The organism is Enterococcus sp. CWB-B31, from assembly GCF_020567645.1.
Classification (GTDB): domain Bacteria; phylum Bacillota; class Bacilli; order Lactobacillales; family Enterococcaceae; genus Enterococcus_L.
Map to the genome: position 1 here is coordinate 129,471 of NZ_JAJDJW010000001.1, position 17,742 is coordinate 147,212.

The 17,742-nt window shown below is 35.6% G+C and carries 11 protein-coding genes, 1 pseudogene and 1 CRISPR repeat array; of the genes and pseudogenes, 11 read left to right on the forward strand and 1 reads right to left on the reverse strand.

Annotation, left to right across the window (positions count from 1 at the left end):
• Positions 1-619 precede the first annotated feature (619 nt).
• The 7 genes and pseudogenes from LI954_RS00540 to csn2 all read left to right on the forward strand — a co-directional run bounded on the left by LI954_RS00540 (position 620) and on the right by csn2 (position 11,141).
• Complete coding sequence (locus LI954_RS00540) at positions 620-1,087, forward strand: MarR family winged helix-turn-helix transcriptional regulator (protein ID WP_202067008.1); 468 nt, start codon at positions 620-622, stop codon at positions 1,085-1,087.
• Entirely contained in the window at positions 1,084-2,820 is a 1,737-nt protein-coding gene (locus LI954_RS00545) for an ABC transporter ATP-binding protein (protein ID WP_202067007.1), read from the forward strand. Before LI954_RS00540 ends, LI954_RS00545 begins: the two co-directional genes overlap by 4 nt.
• Complete coding sequence (locus tag LI954_RS00550; protein ID WP_229443469.1) at positions 2,813-4,702, forward strand: ABC transporter ATP-binding protein; 1,890 nt, start codon at positions 2,813-2,815, stop codon at positions 4,700-4,702. Before LI954_RS00545 ends, LI954_RS00550 begins: the two co-directional genes overlap by 8 nt.
• Before the next feature lie 570 nt (positions 4,703-5,272).
• On the forward strand, positions 5,273-9,283 hold the full coding sequence (gene cas9, locus LI954_RS00555) for a type II CRISPR RNA-guided endonuclease Cas9 (RefSeq protein ID WP_229443200.1): 4,011 nt from the start codon (positions 5,273-5,275) through the stop codon (positions 9,281-9,283).
• A pseudogene (gene cas1, locus LI954_RS00560) lies at positions 9,284-10,151 on the forward strand (type II CRISPR-associated endonuclease Cas1).
• The gene (gene cas2, locus LI954_RS00565) at positions 10,148-10,489 is read left to right on the forward strand and encodes a CRISPR-associated endonuclease Cas2 (protein WP_202067004.1); all 342 of its coding nucleotides are present in this window, start codon (positions 10,148-10,150) and stop codon (positions 10,487-10,489) included. Before cas1 ends, cas2 begins: the two are co-directional and overlap by 4 nt.
• Positions 10,479-11,141: a type II-A CRISPR-associated protein Csn2 gene (gene csn2, locus LI954_RS00570; RefSeq protein ID WP_229443201.1), complete on the forward strand. Its 663-nt coding sequence runs from the start codon at positions 10,479-10,481 to the stop codon at positions 11,139-11,141. Before cas2 ends, csn2 begins: the two co-directional genes overlap by 11 nt.
• Positions 11,142-11,272: 131 nt before the next feature.
• Positions 11,273-12,034: direct repeats of the CRISPR family, unit length 36 nt; unit sequence GTTTTAGAGCTATGCTGTTTTGAATGTCTCCAAAAC.
• 85 nt (positions 12,035-12,119) lie between these two features.
• On the opposite strand, the gene LI954_RS00575 is transcribed toward csn2, so the two are convergent.
• The gene (locus LI954_RS00575) at positions 12,120-12,308 is read right to left on the reverse strand and encodes a hypothetical protein (RefSeq protein WP_229443202.1); all 189 of its coding nucleotides are present in this window, start codon (positions 12,306-12,308) and stop codon (positions 12,120-12,122) included.
• 956 nt (positions 12,309-13,264) lie between these two features.
• Here LI954_RS00575 and LI954_RS00580 point away from each other — a divergent pair.
• From LI954_RS00580 to LI954_RS00595, 4 genes are all read left to right on the forward strand, one after another.
• Entirely contained in the window at positions 13,265-14,092 is an 828-nt protein-coding gene (locus LI954_RS00580) for a PRD domain-containing protein (RefSeq protein ID WP_229443203.1), read from the forward strand.
• 94 nt (positions 14,093-14,186) lie between these two features.
• Positions 14,187-14,951 (forward strand): carbohydrate deacetylase, encoded by a 765-nt coding sequence (locus tag LI954_RS00585; RefSeq protein WP_229442082.1) that lies wholly within the window; start codon positions 14,187-14,189, stop codon positions 14,949-14,951.
• 21 nt (positions 14,952-14,972) lie between these two features.
• On the forward strand, positions 14,973-16,391 hold the full coding sequence (locus LI954_RS00590; protein ID WP_229443204.1) for a PTS transporter subunit EIIC: 1,419 nt from the start codon (positions 14,973-14,975) through the stop codon (positions 16,389-16,391).
• Between the two features lie 15 nt (positions 16,392-16,406).
• A complete protein-coding gene (locus tag LI954_RS00595) occupies positions 16,407-17,735 on the forward strand; it encodes a maltose-6'-phosphate glucosidase (protein ID WP_229442080.1) in 1,329 nt (442 codons plus the stop codon).
• The last annotated feature ends 7 nt before the right edge of the window (positions 17,736-17,742 follow it).

The following is a 17,742-nucleotide window of genomic DNA, read 5'->3' on the forward strand; positions in this document are numbered from 1 at the left end:
CTTGCCTTTTGTCTCAAGGGTGATTAAGCGAAAACAAGATATCTTATACGTTTTCCCATATTCTAAGCTGACGTGTTGATCGCTCTGAGAATCTAATAATTTTCCTGCTTGGAAACAGATGTCTCTAGATGCTCAAGAATGCTGACTAACATATCCTTCTTGAGTCGGCTTACAAAGAAATACACGTCGGGATACATTTGATTGGACCGCACATAGTTGAAATACCCGTAATCTGTGATATAGGTGGTTTCGGCTTTATTAATCAGTCTGTCGATTTGTGTGAGTACTACTTGTTCTGGGTATTGATGAAGTAAATCTAAATAACAGAAGGTCATGTGAAGTAGGATTCCAGACTGGGGTGTTCGAAACTTTACCTATTAAAATAACTGTTTGCTTAAAGAAATAGAAGAAAACCATTTCTGAAAAGAGGTTTTTGAATGATAGGTATCCATGTACAGGTCCTTTATATTAGTTTCAGATAAGTTACCAAGAGTAGTATAAAGGCTTGTTTTGTTTGATGTTGATTTTCTTGTTTTTTTTTCAGCAATTTCTCTTGACGTTTTCCTATAATCTATCGTAAAATAGTTAGGGAGCGAACTAATTATGGGAAGGAAAAGTTATGAGCAGAAAAACTGCACTGAGAATTAAGATACTGTCTAATGAGCTGAACAGAAAAGTTGCTGAGCTTTTGAAGGAAGACGGTGAGCCTTCTTCAGGAATTCAAATGAGAGTATTGAATTTTATTCACTGGAAAAACAGCAGCAATGAACCAGTTTATCAAAAAGACATTGAACATGAATTTGATATCCGCCGTTCTACGGCAAGCGGGATTTTACAAAGAATGGAAAAGCGTGAATTAATCCGACGTAAGAGCTGTGACGAAGACAATCGCCTGAAGGCGATTTTTTTGACGCCTTCAGGGCAGCACAAGGTAAAAGAGAACATTTGTAAGCTGGAAGGCTTTGATAAACAGCTGATTCAAGGCATTTCAGAAGAAGAGCTTGCATTGTTTTTCAGAGTAATTGATCAGCTGTCTGAAAACAGCAAGAAGATGGAGATAGGTAAGGAAGGTAGGCGAAATGCATGATCAAAAAATTACTTGCTAATGTAGGTGAGTATAAGAAAGAAAGTATTATTACTCCGATTTATGTAACTGGAGAAGTGGCGTTAGACATTATTATTCCTTTAGTTATGGCGATGATGATTGACAGAGGGGTAGAGAAGGGCGACACTGGAGCAATTTTGATGTATGGTGCTTTGTTGTTTATCTGCGCAATTATTGCCTTATTTTTCGGTGCAATGTCCGGTCGTTATGCAGCAGTGGCTTCAGCTGGTTTTGCCAAAAACCTGCGGGATAATTTGTTTAAGAAAGTGCAGGAATTCTCTTTTTCCAATATTGACAGATTTTCTACGTCAAGCTTGATCACAAGAATGACGACCGATGTAACCAACATTCAAAATGCGTATCAAATGATTATTCGTTTACTGGTGCGCAGTCCGTTGATTTTCATTTTTTCACTTGCAATGGCATTCAAAATTAATGGTGATTTATCCATTATCTATCTGGCTGTTGTTCCGTTTTTAATTATCGGCTTGGCAATTGTTTTTTATTTTGCTCATCCGATTTTTGAAAAAGTGTTCCGTATCTATGATCGGCTGAATAACGTAGTTCAAGAGAATCTTCAGGGAATTCGTGTGGTTAAATCGTATGTCAGAGAAGATTTTGAAGATGAAAAATTTAAATCTGTTTCAAAAGATATCTACAAGAATTTTTCCAGAGCCCAAAGTATTGTAGCATTTAACAATCCGGTACTGCAGTTTGCTGTGTATACATGTATGCTGCTGATTTCATGGCTGGGAGCAAAATTTGTTGTCGGCGGTACACTGACAACAGGTGAGCTGATTAGTATGTTTACCTATACAATGCAGATTTTGATGAGTTTAAATATGCTGTCAATGGTTTTTGTTATGGTGATTATTGCCCGCACATCTGCAGAACGGGTAACAGAGGTTTTGTCTGAGGAAAGTGATCTTAAAAATAATGATCATCCTTTGTTCGATGTACCAAACGGCAGTGTCACATTTAAAGATGTTTGTTTCAGCTATGCCAATGATCCTGAAAAATTAGCGCTGAAGCATGCAGATATGACAATAAAACCGGGAGAAGTTATTGGAATTGTCGGCGGGACGGGAAGTTCAAAATCGACCATGGTTCAGCTGATCCCGAGACTTTATGATGCAACAGAAGGTATAGTTGAAGTCGGTGGGCATGATGTCCGTGAATACGACTTGAAAACCTTGAGGGATCAGGTCAGTATGGTGCTGCAGAATAACGTTCTGTTTACAGGGACAATTAAAGAAAATCTACGCTGGGGAAATGAAGATGCAACCGATGAAGAGTTGATCAGAGTTTGTAAGATTGCTCAGGCAGATGGCTTTATTCAGGAGTTTCCGGATAAATACGACACGATGATTTCACAAGGGGGAAATAATGTTTCCGGTGGACAGAAACAACGTTTGTGTATTGCCAGAGCCTTGTTGAAGCAGCCGAAGATATTAATTATGGATGATTCAACCAGTGCTGTTGATACCAAAACAGATCGATTGATTCGTGAAGGCATGAGACAGGAAATTCCAGGTACAACGACTTTTGTTATCGGTCAGAGAGTTTCTTCTGTTCAGGATTCTGACAGAATTGTTGTTATGGATAAAGGGAGGATTAACGCAATCGGTACACATGATGAGCTGTTGGCAACAAATCCTATTTACCAAGAAGTTTATGAATCTCAACAGAAAGGATTTGGTGAAGATGATGCGTAATGACTCTAAAAAAGGTGCTCACGAGCCTCAAAATCCTTTAAAAACATTGAGACGACTGTTCTCTTATATGGTTAAAAAATATAAGTTTCAGTTAACCATGGTAATGATTTTTATTTTACTCAGCACGTATGCCAATGTTCGCGGATCGCTGTTTCTTCAAGTAGTTATTGATGATTATATAACGCCGCTTCTGGGACTGACAAATCCCAATTTTTCAGGCTTGCTTAAAGCCATTACAATGATGGGCTTCATTTATGCAACAGGAATTATTTCCAATCTTCTTTATAACCTGATTATGGTGCGAATCAGTGAAGGAACGCAAAAAGAAATTCGCGACCAGATGTTTACGCACATGGAAACTCTGCCGATTGGCTACTTTGATTCTAATTCAGATGGGGATATTATGAGTCATTTTACCAATGACACAGATACTCTTCGCCAGATGATTTCTCAGAGTATTCCCAATCTGCTGGCTGCAGCAGTCAGCTTTATCAGCGTTTTTATTGCGATGTTCTCAATCAGTATTCCGTTAACCTTAATTGTTATCGTTTCTGTTGGGATTATGATCTTTACGATTCGTCTGATTGCCGGACAAAGCAGTAAGCATTTCGGAAAACAGCAAAAAGATTTAGGAAAAGTAAATGGGTATATCGAAGAAATGATGCATGGTCAGAAGGTTGTTAAGATTTTCAATCATGAATCGGCAGTTATTCAGGAATTTACTGATATCAATGAGTCGCTGCGTGAAAGTGCGACACAGGCAAATAAATATGCCAACAGTCTGATGCCGATAATGATGAACCTGTTGAATATTCAATATGTATTGCTGGCGATTATCGGCGGGCTGTTCTCTGTGTATGGTGTTTCCAGTTTGACTATTGGGATGCTGGCTTCTTTCCTGCAACTGAGTCGTTCACTGAATATGCCCATCAGTCAGGTTTCGCAGCAAATCAACTTTGTAATTATGGCACTTGCAGGAGCAGACCGTATTTTCCAATTGATTGATGAAAAGCCTGAAGTAGATGATGGGTATGTAACACTTGTAAATGTGAATAGAGAAAATGGTCAGCTGGTGGAAAGTGAAACGAGGACAGGTATCTGGGCGTGGAAGCACCCTCATGAAGATGGTTCAGTGACTTATACGGAGTTAACAGGAGATGTCCGTTTTGAGGATGTATCCTTTGGCTATGTTGATAATAAGCTTGTTCTTAAAGATATTCAGCTATATGCGGAGCCGGGGCAGAAAATTGCCTTTGTAGGGGCAACAGGTGCCGGAAAAACAACCATTACCAATCTGATTAATCGTTTTTATGATATTCAGGAAGGAAAAATTCGTTATGATGGTATTAATATAAAGAAAATCAGAAAGCATTCATTAAGAAGATCCTTAGGAGTTGTTCTGCAGGATACTCATTTATTTACAGGAACGATTCGTGAAAATATTCGCTACGGAAACTTAAATGCCAGTGATGAGGATGTAATTGCAGCTGCTCAGCTGGCAAATGCAGGTGCCTTCATCAATAACCTGCCGGACAAATATGATACAGTCATAACCGGTGACGGAGAAGGCTTGTCTCAAGGACAACGCCAGCTGTTGGCAATTGCCCGTGCAGCAATCGCTGATCCGCCCGTTATGATTATGGATGAAGCTACTTCCAGTATCGACACAAGAACAGAAAAACATGTTCAGGCAGGTATGGATCGTCTGATGGCTGGACGTACAGTGTTTGTCATTGCCCACAGATTATCAACGATTCAGAATTCAGATATTATTATGGTTATGGATCATGGACGTATTATTGAACGAGGAAATCATGATGATCTGCTTGCTGAAAAAGGTGTATACTATCAATTATATACAGGAAAAGTGGAATTGGACTAAAAATGCAGCTGATGAAAAGAAAAAGTGCTTCGAAAGAAAGCTTTAACAGCAGTGTTTATTTTCTAATATCAACTCCAGCATATTTCTCGTCTCAACGGTATTATGACATAACAGCAATTTAGCACTAGCCAACAATGCTGTAGAGGCAATCAATAATCCAACAATAAAAATACACTAAAAAAGACTCGGAAATTATATCTCAAATCTTATCAAAAGCAGGGATTAAAATCGCAAAAGTGATTTTGATCCCTGCTTTTTCTGCAGTTAAGAGAGTATAAAGTTTTCATAAATTAAAAGCTTATTATAGCAAGATTATCTATGTCTGAACTCATGAATTAGTTTTCTCAGAATAAAGAGAAAAATAAAAAAAAAGCGCCGAAAACAGCGCTACTAAAAAGTTGATTACGGACAAAGCCTTATTTTAACTCGCTATGTTGTTTTGAATATCTCCAACAAAATCATTTTAATCCATAGAAATAAAAAAAGCAAGGTTTTTTTGTTTTTATGATAGAAATTTCAAGCTAAAATTGGTAAACTAAAGATGAGATCAAAAAGAAAGCGGTGTTTTTATTGAGGAAAGGGTACACAATTGGTTTAGATATTGGAACAGCAAGTGTCGGCTGGGCTGTTTTAACAGAAGATTATGATTTAGTAAGAAGAAGAATGAAAATAAATGGAAATACAGATAGAGGAAAGGTTAAAAAGAATTTTTGGGGTGTACGTCTATTTGAACAAGGGCAGACGGCAGCTGACCGACGCTTAAAACGAACTACTCGTCGTCGTTTAGAGCGTCGAAAAAATAGGATTAGAACATTGCAAGAAATATTCTATGATGAAATAATTTCTAAGGACACTAATTTTTTCAATCGGTTGGAAGATAGCTTTTTGACACCTGAAGATAAACGTGCAGAACGTTATCCCGTTTTTGGCACAATAGAAGAAGAGAAACAGTATAATGACCACTATCCAACTATTTATCATTTACGTAAAGAATTAGCAGATTCAAATGAAAAAGCTGACTTAAGATTGGTTTATTTGGCGTTGGCCCATATCATTAAATATCGAGGTCATTTTTTAATTGAAGGGTCATTGAATACAAATAATTCTTCTGTTTCAGCAGCATTTAAAAATTTTCTACAAGAATATAATCGAGCATTTTCTAAACAAGAAGATGACAGCTTACTTAATCCTGTTGAGGAAACTAAAAATGTTGAAGCGTTACTTACTGAAAAAGTGTCACGTAGTAGAAAATTTGATCATGTTCTGCAAGTTTTTGACGGGGAAAAGTCTACAGGTTTATTTGCTCAGTTTATTAGAATAATTGTTGGAAATACGGGGAATTTCAAAAAATATTTTTCTTTAGAAGAAGATGCTAAAATTTTATTTTCAAGAGAGGAATATGAAGAAGAAATCGAACGTTTGTTGGCACAAATTGGCGATGAATATGCAGATGTGTTTGAAGCTGCTAAAAATACGTATGAAGCTATCGAACTTTCTGGAATTTTGACAACAAAAGATGCAGCGACACATGCTAAATTATCGACAAGTATGATCGAGCGTTACGAAGCACATCAAAGAGATTTGAAACATTTGAAGGAATTTGTGAGAAAGCAGTTGCCGGAAAAATATGCAGAGATTTTTAAAGATACAGCAAAAAATGGTTATGCTGGTTACATTGATGGAAAGACAACGCAAGATGAGTTTTACAGCTTTATGAATAAAGTACTAAATAAATATGATGGAGCAGAGTATTTTATCGAGAAAATTTCACAAGAGGATTTTTTAAGAAAACAACGAACCTTTGATAATGGAGTAATCCCACATCAAATTCATTTGAGTGAATTAAAAGCGATTCTGAAACGGCAAGCTGAATATTATCCGTTTTTGGCAGAGAATGAAGAAAAAATTATTCAGCTGCTAATGTTCAGGATCCCCTATTTTGTTGGACCATTGGCAAAAGGGAATAGTGATTTTGCGTGGCTGGTTCGTAATTCAGACGAAGAAATTCGGCCTTGGAATATTGAACAATTGGTAGATTACAGTCAATCTGCAACAAGGTTTATCGAACGAATGACCAATAATGATTTATATCTTCCACAAGAAAAAGTTTTACCCAAACATAGTATGTTATATCAAAAGTATAGCGTTTTTAATGAATTAACAAAAGTGAGCTATCTGGATGAACGAGGCTGTGAACAAAACTTTTCTAGTGTTGAAAAACGGGAGATATTTGAAAAATTATTTAAAGTACATCGGAAGGTTACTCAAAAACTCTTACTAATTTTTTTGAAAAATGAATATGGTATTGACGTCCAGGAAATTCGGGGAATACAAAAAGCATTTAATGCCAGTTTTGGCGTCTATCATGATTTTAAAGATAAAATGGGGTTTTCGAAAGAAGTGCTGAATGATCCGGCAAATAGTGAGATGTTAGAAGAAATCATTAAGATTCTAACCATTTTTGAAGATCGTAAAATGATAAAAAAACAATTGGAACGTTTTTCAGATCGGATAGATGACACTATTTTAAAGAAATTGGAACGTAGACATTACACTGGCTGGGGACGTTTATCTGGAAAATTGCTTGTAGGTATTTATGATAGATATTCGCAAAAGACAATTTTGGATTATCTAATGGATGATGATGGGCCAAAGAAGAATATCAATCGAAACTTTATGCAGTTGATTAATGACGATAATCTTTCTTTTAAAGAAGAAATAAAAAAAGCACAAGTAGATACGAAATCAAATAACTTACATGACATTGTTAATAATTTAGCAGGGAGCCCTGCAATAAAAAAAGGTATTTTACAGAGTTTGAAAATTGTCGATGAAATTGTAGAAATTATGGGTTATGAACCTAAAAATATTGTAGTTGAAATGGCAAGAGAAAATCAATCCACGGCTCAAGGGATTAACAATTCAAAACCGAGATTAAAGCGCTTGGAAACTGCTATGCAAGAATTGGGCAGTAGTTTACTTAAGAAAGCTCCCGTTAACAACACTGAATTGCAAAATGATCGTTTGTACCTGTACTATCTTCAAAACGGCAAAGATATGTATACTGGGGAAGAGCTTTCACTGGAAAAATTATGGAGCTATGATATTGATCACATTATTCCCCAAAGCTTTATCGTAGATAATTCGATTGATAATCGGGTACTGGTTAGTTCTTCAGTGAACAGAGGGAAATCCGATAATGTCCCTAGTGAAGATGTAGTGAATAAAATGGAAAGATTTTGGGAAAGCTTGCATAAGTCAGGTCTAATCAGTCAAAGAAAGCTTGACAATCTAACCAAAGCCAAGCGTGGTGGTCTAACAGAAGATGATAAAGCTGGATTTATCAAGCGCCAATTGGTAGAAACTCGTCAAATTACAAAAAATATAGCCCAAATTTTAGATTACCGTTTTAATGCTGTGGAAGGTCAAGAGCTTAAAGAAAGAAAAACTAAAATTATTACCTTGAAATCTGCGTTAACTTCACAATTTAGAAGAGAATTTCAATTATATAAACTACGTGAAGTGAATGATTATCATCATGCCCATGATGCCTATTTAAATGGGGTTGTTGCGATTACTTTATTAAAGGCATATCCGCAATTGGAGCCGGAATTTGTTTATGGCACATATCCAAAATTCAATAGTTTTAAAGAGAATAAAGCAACTGCTAAAGCACAGTTGTATAGTAATATTATGCGTGTGTTTAAAGAAGAAAAACGTGTGAATGATGAAGGAGAAATCGTTTGGGATAGTAAATACTTAGGTAAGGTTAAGAGTGTTTTACAATACAAGCAAATGAATATTGTGAAAAAGACTGAAGTTCAAAAAGGCGGCTTTTCAAAAGAATCAATTCTGCCAAAAAGTAATTCAGATAAGCTGATTCCCAGAAAAAATCAATGGGATACATCAAAATATGGTGGCTTTGACAGCCCGGTAATTGCTTATTCAGTGGTTATTTCTTATGAAAAAGGAAAGAAAAAGAAACGTGTAAAAGATATTATCGGAATGACAATTATGGAGAGTCAAAAATTTGAGCAAGATGAAATATCATACTTAGTTAATAAAGGGTTTGAAAACCCACAAGTATTAGCGAAATTACCTAAATATACTGTATATGAGTTAGAAAATGGGCGAAAGCGTATGGTATCAAGTGCCAAAGAAGCACAAAAAGGAAATCAAATGGTGTTGCCTAAGCATTTAATTGAATTATTGTATCATGCCAAACATGTTAATGATAGTTCAGGAAAAAGTAAACGTTATTTGGAGGAACATCGTAGAGAATTCAATGAATTATTGAAGGTTATCAGTGAATTTTCTGAGAAATATACAAGGGCTTCTGCTAATTTAGTTAAAATTCAAAAGTTGTATGAACAAAATTGTGATGGTGAAATAGTTGAATTAGCCTCTTCGTTTATTAATGTATTACAATTTAATAAAATGGGAGCACCGGCAGATTTTAAATATTTTGGCGAAACAATTCCTAGAAAACGATACACAAGCTTGAAAGAATTATTAGATGCTGTAATTATTTATCAATCAATCACCGGATTATATGAAACACATCGAAAGTTAGGTGATTAGATGGGCTGGCGTTCAGTTATCGTAAATACGCACTCCAAACTGTCGTATAAAAATAATCATTTGATATTTAAATCTCTTCAGCAGCATGAAATGATCCATCTTTCCGAGATTGATGTTTTATTATTAGAAACGACTGATATTACTTTAACCTCCATGTTGATTAAACGCCTAGTTGATGAAAATATACTAGTACTTTTCTGTGATGATAAACGCTTGCCTATTGGGAAATTACTACCATTTTATGGCCGCCATGACAGCAGCTTGCAATTATCCAAACAGATTGCTTGGGAGAGTGATAAGAAAGCAGGGGTATGGACAGAAATAATTTCACAGAAGATATTAAATCAAATGCAACTTCTAAATTTAGAGGGATATGCAGAGAAAGCTGACTCGTTGTATCGTTTATATGAAAAATTAGAAATTTTTTGATCCGACGAATCGAGAAGGTCATTCTGCTCGAATCTATTTTAATACATTATTTGGTAACGATTTTACACGTGAATCATCCAATCCAATCAATGCAGGGTTGAACTATGGTTATACGCTATTGATGAGTATTTTTGCTAGAGAAATTGTAAAATCTGGTTGCATGACACAATTCGGATTGAAACATGCCAACCAGTTTAATGATTTTAATTTGGCTAGTGATTTGATGGAACCATTCCGACCTTTGGTAGATAAGATTGTCTATGAGAGTAAAGGAAAAGAATTTCCAGCTATCAAGCGAACGCTGTTTGATTTATTTAGCAATACGTATGCATACAACAACAAACAAATGTATTTAACAAATATTGCCAGTGAATATACTAAAAAAGTCATTAAAGCTCTTAATGATGAAGGAAAGGAAGTTCCTGAATTTAGGATATGAGTTATAGATATATGAGATTATTGTTAATGTTTGATATGCCAGTTGAAACAGCAGACGAACGTAGAGCTTATCGGAAATTCCGTAAATTTTTAATAAGTGAAGGGTTTATTATGCATCAATTTTCTGTCTACAGTAAATTACTATTAAACGGTACTGCCAGTAAAGCAATGATTGCTCGACTGAAGCAAAATAATCCCAAAAAAGGATTGATTACTTTACTTAATGTGACAGAAAAACAATTTGCGCGAATGATTTATTTGAATGGTGCACAAGATAAAAGTGTTGGAAATACTGACACACGAATTATTTTCTTAGGAGAAAATTACGATGAAGCTTAATTTTTCTTTACTGGATCAACCGATTGAAATAGATAAATCTGCCTTTTTTATAATTGAAAATCCGAAAGCCTTTGCTCATGTAACGAAATTGTTGTATCAGTACGAACAAGGGAATGAACTAAAACTATTTGATGAAAAACAAAAAGCGCTCAAAGGTACAGAATTACTGTTGGTTACGGATGTTTTTGGCTATGATGTAAATTCTCCGGCTGTTTTGAAATTGATTTATACTGATTTAGAGCAACAATTGAATGAGAAACCGGAAGTCAAAACAATGATTGAAAAGCTGAGTTCGACTATAAGCGATTTGATTGGATATGAACTATTAGAGCATGAACTAGATTTAGAGGAAGATGAAATAACTATTTTGGAACTATTTAAAGCTTTGGGGATCAAGATTGAAACTAAAAGCGATACATTTTTCGAGAAGTTGCTGGAAATTATGCAGATAACCAAATTTCTTTCTAAAAAGAAATTACTGGTTTTAGTCAATGTCTGTTCATTTTTAACGAAGGAAGAATTAGAAGAAATGACGCAGTATATCTCTTTATTGCATATTCAAGTGTTGTTTATTGAACCAAGAAAAGTTGATACGAAAAGTCAATATATATTAGATGAAGATTATTTTCTTTACCATGATGATAAGGTATAATAGTAAGTGAAGATATGTGATCCTTGAGAATTGAATAATTAAGTAAATAATTTTGAGGCATTCAAAGCAAGAATCTTGCTAGGATGAGTAGTGCGATTACGAAATTAAGTGGAAAAAATTTTTTCTACGAGGTTTTAGAGCTATGCTGTTTTGAATGTCTCCAAAACTAGTGTGAGTTCTAAGAAAAGAACTATACTGTTTTAGAGCTATGCTGTTTTGAATGTCTCCAAAACTTTATTCTCAGGAATTGGTGGCTTTCGATTGTTTTAGAGCTATGCTGTTTTGAATGTCTCCAAAACTCATAAGGAACTTTCAGAAAAATGTAGCATGTTTTAGAGCTATGCTGTTTTGAATGTCTCCAAAACGTTCATAAAATGATTGATTACTTTACTACCGTTTTAGAGCTATGCTGTTTTGAATGTCTCCAAAACTTTCCAGGCATTACAACAAGCGTGCCCTCAGTTTTAGAGCTATGCTGTTTTGAATGTCTCCAAAACTCATAAGGAACTTTCAGAAAAATGTAGCATGTTTTAGAGCTATGCTGTTTTGAATGTCTCCAAAACGTTCATAAAATGATTGATTACTTTACTACCGTTTTAGAGCTATGCTGTTTTGAATGTCTCCAAAACCCATTTAAGATATTCATGCACTTGCACTATGTTTTAGAGCTATGCTGTTTTGAATGTCTCCAAAACGGTGGCTACCATGGAGAGTACTGCCATAGAGTTTTAGAGCTATGCTGTTTTGAATGTCTCCAAAACAGGTATTAACGTTATTACTGGTGTTATTGGGTTTTAGAGCTATGCTGTTTTGAATGTCTATAAAACAGTACTTCATGCCTTGCTTGTAGTCTTCATGTTTTAGAGCTATGTTGTTTTGAATGTCTCCCAAAATCCTGTTCAGCATGATAACCTTTCGTTGGGTATAGAAAAAGTACTCAAAGCTCGCAAGGTTCAAATGTTAAAAAATCAATCTGTTCTAACCTTCGTCAGATAATTCTGTGACAGGAGTATTAGTTGCAATTGTGTTTTTAACTTCGCTATCCATAGCTCTTACCCCCTCTTCTAACTCTTCATGATGATCAAGTATGTTTAATGGATTCCCCCTTCTGATTATTTTCTCAGGGATATCTTTTTTGAAATGATCTTTATAATCTTGTTTTAACATTTCAATTTTTTGGAACAGCATATCTGCTTTAGCTATTTTGCTATCTCTCTTTCAAAGTTATACTAATGATTAAATTAAAAAATTCCAGTTCACTATCTATTTTCCTGTAATACATAGTTCCTCCATCTCCAACTCTAGCTGATTGCCGTTCGGCACAATATATTTTTAAGCCCATGTTTAGAACCCCACTAGCTTTGGCATATTATTTTCCAATGTGCAGGCTTATAAACTGATCTTTCTTAGTAACTTCATCCGTCAATTCCTTATTTATTTTCAGTTGTTCCTGATTTGTTTTTTTGATTCTGAAGCGTTTAGATAATATGTGTTATTTGTTCTTTATTTTCGACTCTCTGTTTTATTGATTTGACAAAGAAATATACCGACCTTTCGCTTTGATGGAAGGCGTTGTTATATCAAAAAAAGCTGGAAAACAAGAGAAAAAGTGTATGGGATCACTGTTTCCCATGATTCCTCTTTTACATAATTAAGAAACATGAAAGGGCAGCTCTTTTAACGCAGTTTGTATTAGATACTGACGGGCACTGTTAGAAAGAAAGATATCTTGTTGTTACAATTTAATTCTCACGGCAACTTTAGCAGTAAACGCAGCCTTTGATCAAGCGTTGTTTTTCTAGTTTTATTTGAACAACTTCTTACTTTTCCTTCATCAATAATCTTCTCCATTGTTTACAATAATACTTAACATATAAGGGTATAGCGAAACATAATAAGAAAAGTGCTTTAAATCAAAGTTGTTTGGTATTGGTGAAAGCTGTACTTTTTTGAGGAAGGTATCTTCCAATTTCAACGAAAAATATTTGACAGCGCTCTCATTTAATGGTAGATTATAGGCGTAGATAGGGTGTTACTAATTCGATTAGGCACGACCTAAGGAGAAATTATTTTCCTTAGGTCGTTTTTTCATTTTCAAATTTCAGAAAAGAGGGGCAGAACTCATGCAATGTATAGTGAAAAAAATTAATCATAACGCAGTGCTGATTGAAGAAAATGGTATAGAAAAAATTGCTATGGGAAAAGGAATCGGCTTTTCTGCAAAATCCGGTGAGATTTTTGATGAAAAAACAGCAGATAAATTTTTTACCCTTGACTCAAAAGAGAACATTAAAATGTTTAGCGAACTGGTCTCGCAGATTCCGCTGGAATACATTGAATTTGCGGAGGAGATGATTTCATATATCAAAATGAAAATCAATATTCCGTTGAACAGCAGTATATATATTACTTTGACAGATCATATTTATTTTGCTATTCAAAGGCAAAAGGAAGACTCGCAGGTAACTGCAATTATGCTCCCGGAAATGAAACTTCTTTATCCAGATGAATTTCAGGTGGCAACAGATATTGTAAAAAAATTAAATCAACGCTATGAGACCGAGTTGGGAAATAACGAAGTTGGATTTATTACGATGCATATCATTAATTCTGAGCTGGGTGAAAAAAATAGTTTGAACGGCTTAAAAATTATGGAAATTACAAGCTTCACTCTAAATTTAATTGAAATCGAAAGTCGAATGAAATTGGATAAAAATTCTCTTTCTTATAATCGGTTATTAATCCATTTGAAGTTTTTAGCGAAGAGGCTGATTTATCAGGAAGTTTTATCAGAAGAAGAATCGTTCGAATTTTTTGATTCATCATTCAAAAAAAGCCAGTATTATAAATTGGCCGCTAAGATTACAGATGAAATTAAAAAGCAGTATCAGGTAAATATGCAAGAGAATGAAACGGCATATTTAGCTATTCATATAGGGAGAATTAAATAGACGCAGGGTGTTACTTTAAGCAGGCACAACCTCATTAAAAAGACGTTTGAGCTTTTTAGTGGGGCTATTTTTATTATTGAAAGGATAGAAAAAGATGGGGAAAGTAATTATTAATTCAGATGACTTTGGTTACAGCAGAGGGGTGAATTATGGAATTATTGATGCGTATCAAAAGGGGGTTTTGACATCGACAACCCTAATGGCAAATATGCCGGGATTTGAACAAGCAGTTGAGCTTAAAAAGCAGCTTCCGGAGCTGGGAGTAGGTGTACATTTAACATTAACCTGCGGGAAGCCGATTCTGAAAAATCTGCAAACGATTGTAGATGGAGATTCTTTTAAGCCTCTAAATTTTTATGAGCAGCCTTTTATGATTGATGAAGAAGAATTGTATCAGGAATGGAATGCGCAAATTCAAAAGGTTTTTGCAGCAGGGATTACACCGACACATCTTGATAGTCACCATCATACCCATACGTTTGGAGGAAATCAAAAGGTTGTTGTTGCTTTGGCTCAAAAATATGAGTTGCCGGTAAGGGGGAATTTTGAACGGAAAGATGAGGTGAAGCACGTAGACTATTTTGAAAGGTATTTTGATGATGTTGGTTCAGAAGATTTTTCAGAAAGGCAAATTGAGGAGTCTATGGAAGAATACCTCGAAAAACTGCTTGACCAACTGAGAACAGCACGAACAACAGAAATTATGTGTCATGCCGCCTATATTGATCAGGAATTATTGAATGGCTCAAGCTTTGTGCGTTCAAGAGTTAACCAAGTTGAATTTCTAATTCATTCTGATTTTGCCGAAACGGTGAGAACAGACAAGGAGATAGAACTGATTACTTATAAGGATTTATAAACAGCGAGGAGGAAATAAAAAATGTTAAATTTTAAAACAAATATCCAGAAATTAGGAAGAGCGATGCTGATACCCGTAGCAGCTATGCCGCTTGCCGGGTTAATTCTCAGAGTATCGGCAGATGATATGCTGAATATTCCAGTTCTGGGAGCTGCAGGGAATGCAGTGTTTGGTAATTTGGATATCTTATTTGCAATAGGAGTTACTTTGGGGTTTGTTAAGACGAAAGATAAAGGGATACCCGCGTTAACTGGATTTTTGGCAATTGCAACTTTAAAAGCGGGCTTAGCTATTATGGACCCGACGATAGGAATGGGGATATTTGGCGGTATTATTTCGGGGTTAGTTGCAGCTTGGACCTATAATCATTTTAAAGAACAAAAGTTGCCAATGGTATTTTCCTATTTTGCCGGTGAGAAATTTCCGCTGACTATGGTCATGATTTTACAGACAGGTTCTGCAGTGATTCTGGGTTTTATTTGGCCAATTATTCAAATGGGAATTGACAATTTTGCCAAAATGCTTGTAAATATGGGTGCTTTTGGTGTAGGGATATTTATGTTCTTAAATCGTTTATTGATTCCGTTTGGGCTTCATCATGTACTAAATACTTATGTTTATTATGATTTAGGAGAATATGTTTCTCCTTCAGGTGATGTGTTCAGAGGTGAAATGACTCGTTTTATTAATGGAGATCCACAGGCAGGCTTGTTTTTGTCAGGTTTCTTTGTAGTTATGATGTTTGGTGTACCGGCTATCTGTTTGGCCATTTATCATGCAGCATTTAAAGAGAATAAAAAAATGGTAAAAGGGATTATGGGAAGTGGTGCAGCCACTTCATTTATCGCCAACATAACTGAACCAGTTGAATTCAGCTTTATGTTTGTCTCACCATTATTGTATGTTATTCATGCCTTGTTTGCTGGACTGGCAGGAATGGTCTGCTATATGTTTAATATTCGAATCGGCTTTACTTTTGGCGCCTGTATTGTTGACTACCTCATTAATTTCAGAATTGCTACAAATGCTATTCTGATTATCCCGATCGGACTGGTGTTCTTTTGTCTTTACTATTTTACTTTTTATTTTGTTATAAAGAAGAAAAACATCTCAACCTTAGGTCGTGAAGCAGCAACAGAATATGGCGTTGAACGTGTTGAAGAAGAGGAAAAGGCGTTGTCATTGTCCAGTAAGAACTATGAATATATGGCAAAAAAAATGCTGGATGCCTTTGGCGGATCAGGAAATATCGAGGATGCTTACAATTGTAATACACGTTTACGGGTAGAAGTAAAAGACTCTGATCTTGTGAATGAGCAGCGTATTAAACAAATCGGGGTAAGCGGTATTATTAAGCCGACAGAAAAAAATTATCAAGTCATTATCGGATTGGAAGTAACCTATGTGATGGCAGAATTTACTAAATTATTGGAACAGTGAGGAAGGAAGTTAAGAATGAGTAAAAAGCAGATTATTACAATAGCAGGCGGCGGAAGCACGTATACACCAGGAATTATTCAAGCTGTATTAAACAATGCGGACAGATTACCGATTTCAGAAATTCGTTTATATGATATTGATAAAGAACGTAATGAGGATATGTATCTGATTATTGATTTTATGTTAAAAAAAGAAGGACATTCAAAGGTCAAGCTGGTATCAACGGAAGAGCCTCAGCGGGCATTTACAGGCTGTGATTTTATCTTCTCACAAATTCGTGTGGGCGGTATGAAAATGCGTGAAAAGGATGAAAAAATTGCTTTGAAATATGATTTGGTAGGACAGGAAACATGCGGTTTAGGCGGTTTTGCTTACGGAATGCGATCTATGAGAGGGTTGCTTGAGATTGTTGGCTATGTACAGCAGTTTGCACCAGAAGCATGGATTCTAAATTATACGAATCCGGAATCCATTGTTTCAGAAGCTGTTCGTCGTCAATATCCGGAAATTAATATGATTAACGCTTGTGACATGACTATCTCAATAGAAGAAACAATTGCAGATAATTATGGATATAATCGTAAAGAATGGGTACCTGGTTATTATGGATTGAATCATTTCGGCTGGTATACAGAGATTTATGATAAATCTTTGGGGCGGGATGTGATGCCGGAAATTATTGAGAAATTGAAGACTCAGACGATGAAGGTTGCTGATTTTAATGCAGGGGATCAATCGTGGCAGGAAGCATTTAATATGATGTCAGTGATTACTAAAAATTTTCCGACGAATATTCCCAACAACTATTTAGAATATTATTTATATCCTGATATGGTCGTTGAACATGCGGATAAAAACTATACACGCGCAAATATGGTAATGGATGGACGAGAGAAGAATACTAAAGAGATGGCTGAGAAAATACGTTTGGGCGTTACTGAGGATGTTTTAAATTTTAATTTTGGGGAGCATGGTCAATACATTGTTGATATGGCAACCTCTATACTAAATGACGAACATCGTAGATTTATGTTGATTGTACCGAACCAGGGAGCAATTCCCAATCTTCGTTCAGATGCAGTAGTAGAAGTTCCGGCCTATGTCGGTGCAACAGGCGCTGAACCTGTTTCGTTAAGAAAACCGATTTGCGATTTTCATAAAGGGTTGATGGAAGCGCAGGTTGCTGCAGAAAAGCTTTTAGTAGATGCATATTTTGAAGGCTCGTATCAAAAAGCTTTGCAGGCTTTTACGTTGAATCAAACGGTGCCGAATGCCAGAGTCGCTAAACTGGTATTGGATGAAATGATTGAGGCAAATAAAGACTACTGGCCAACTTTGGCATAAAAGGATG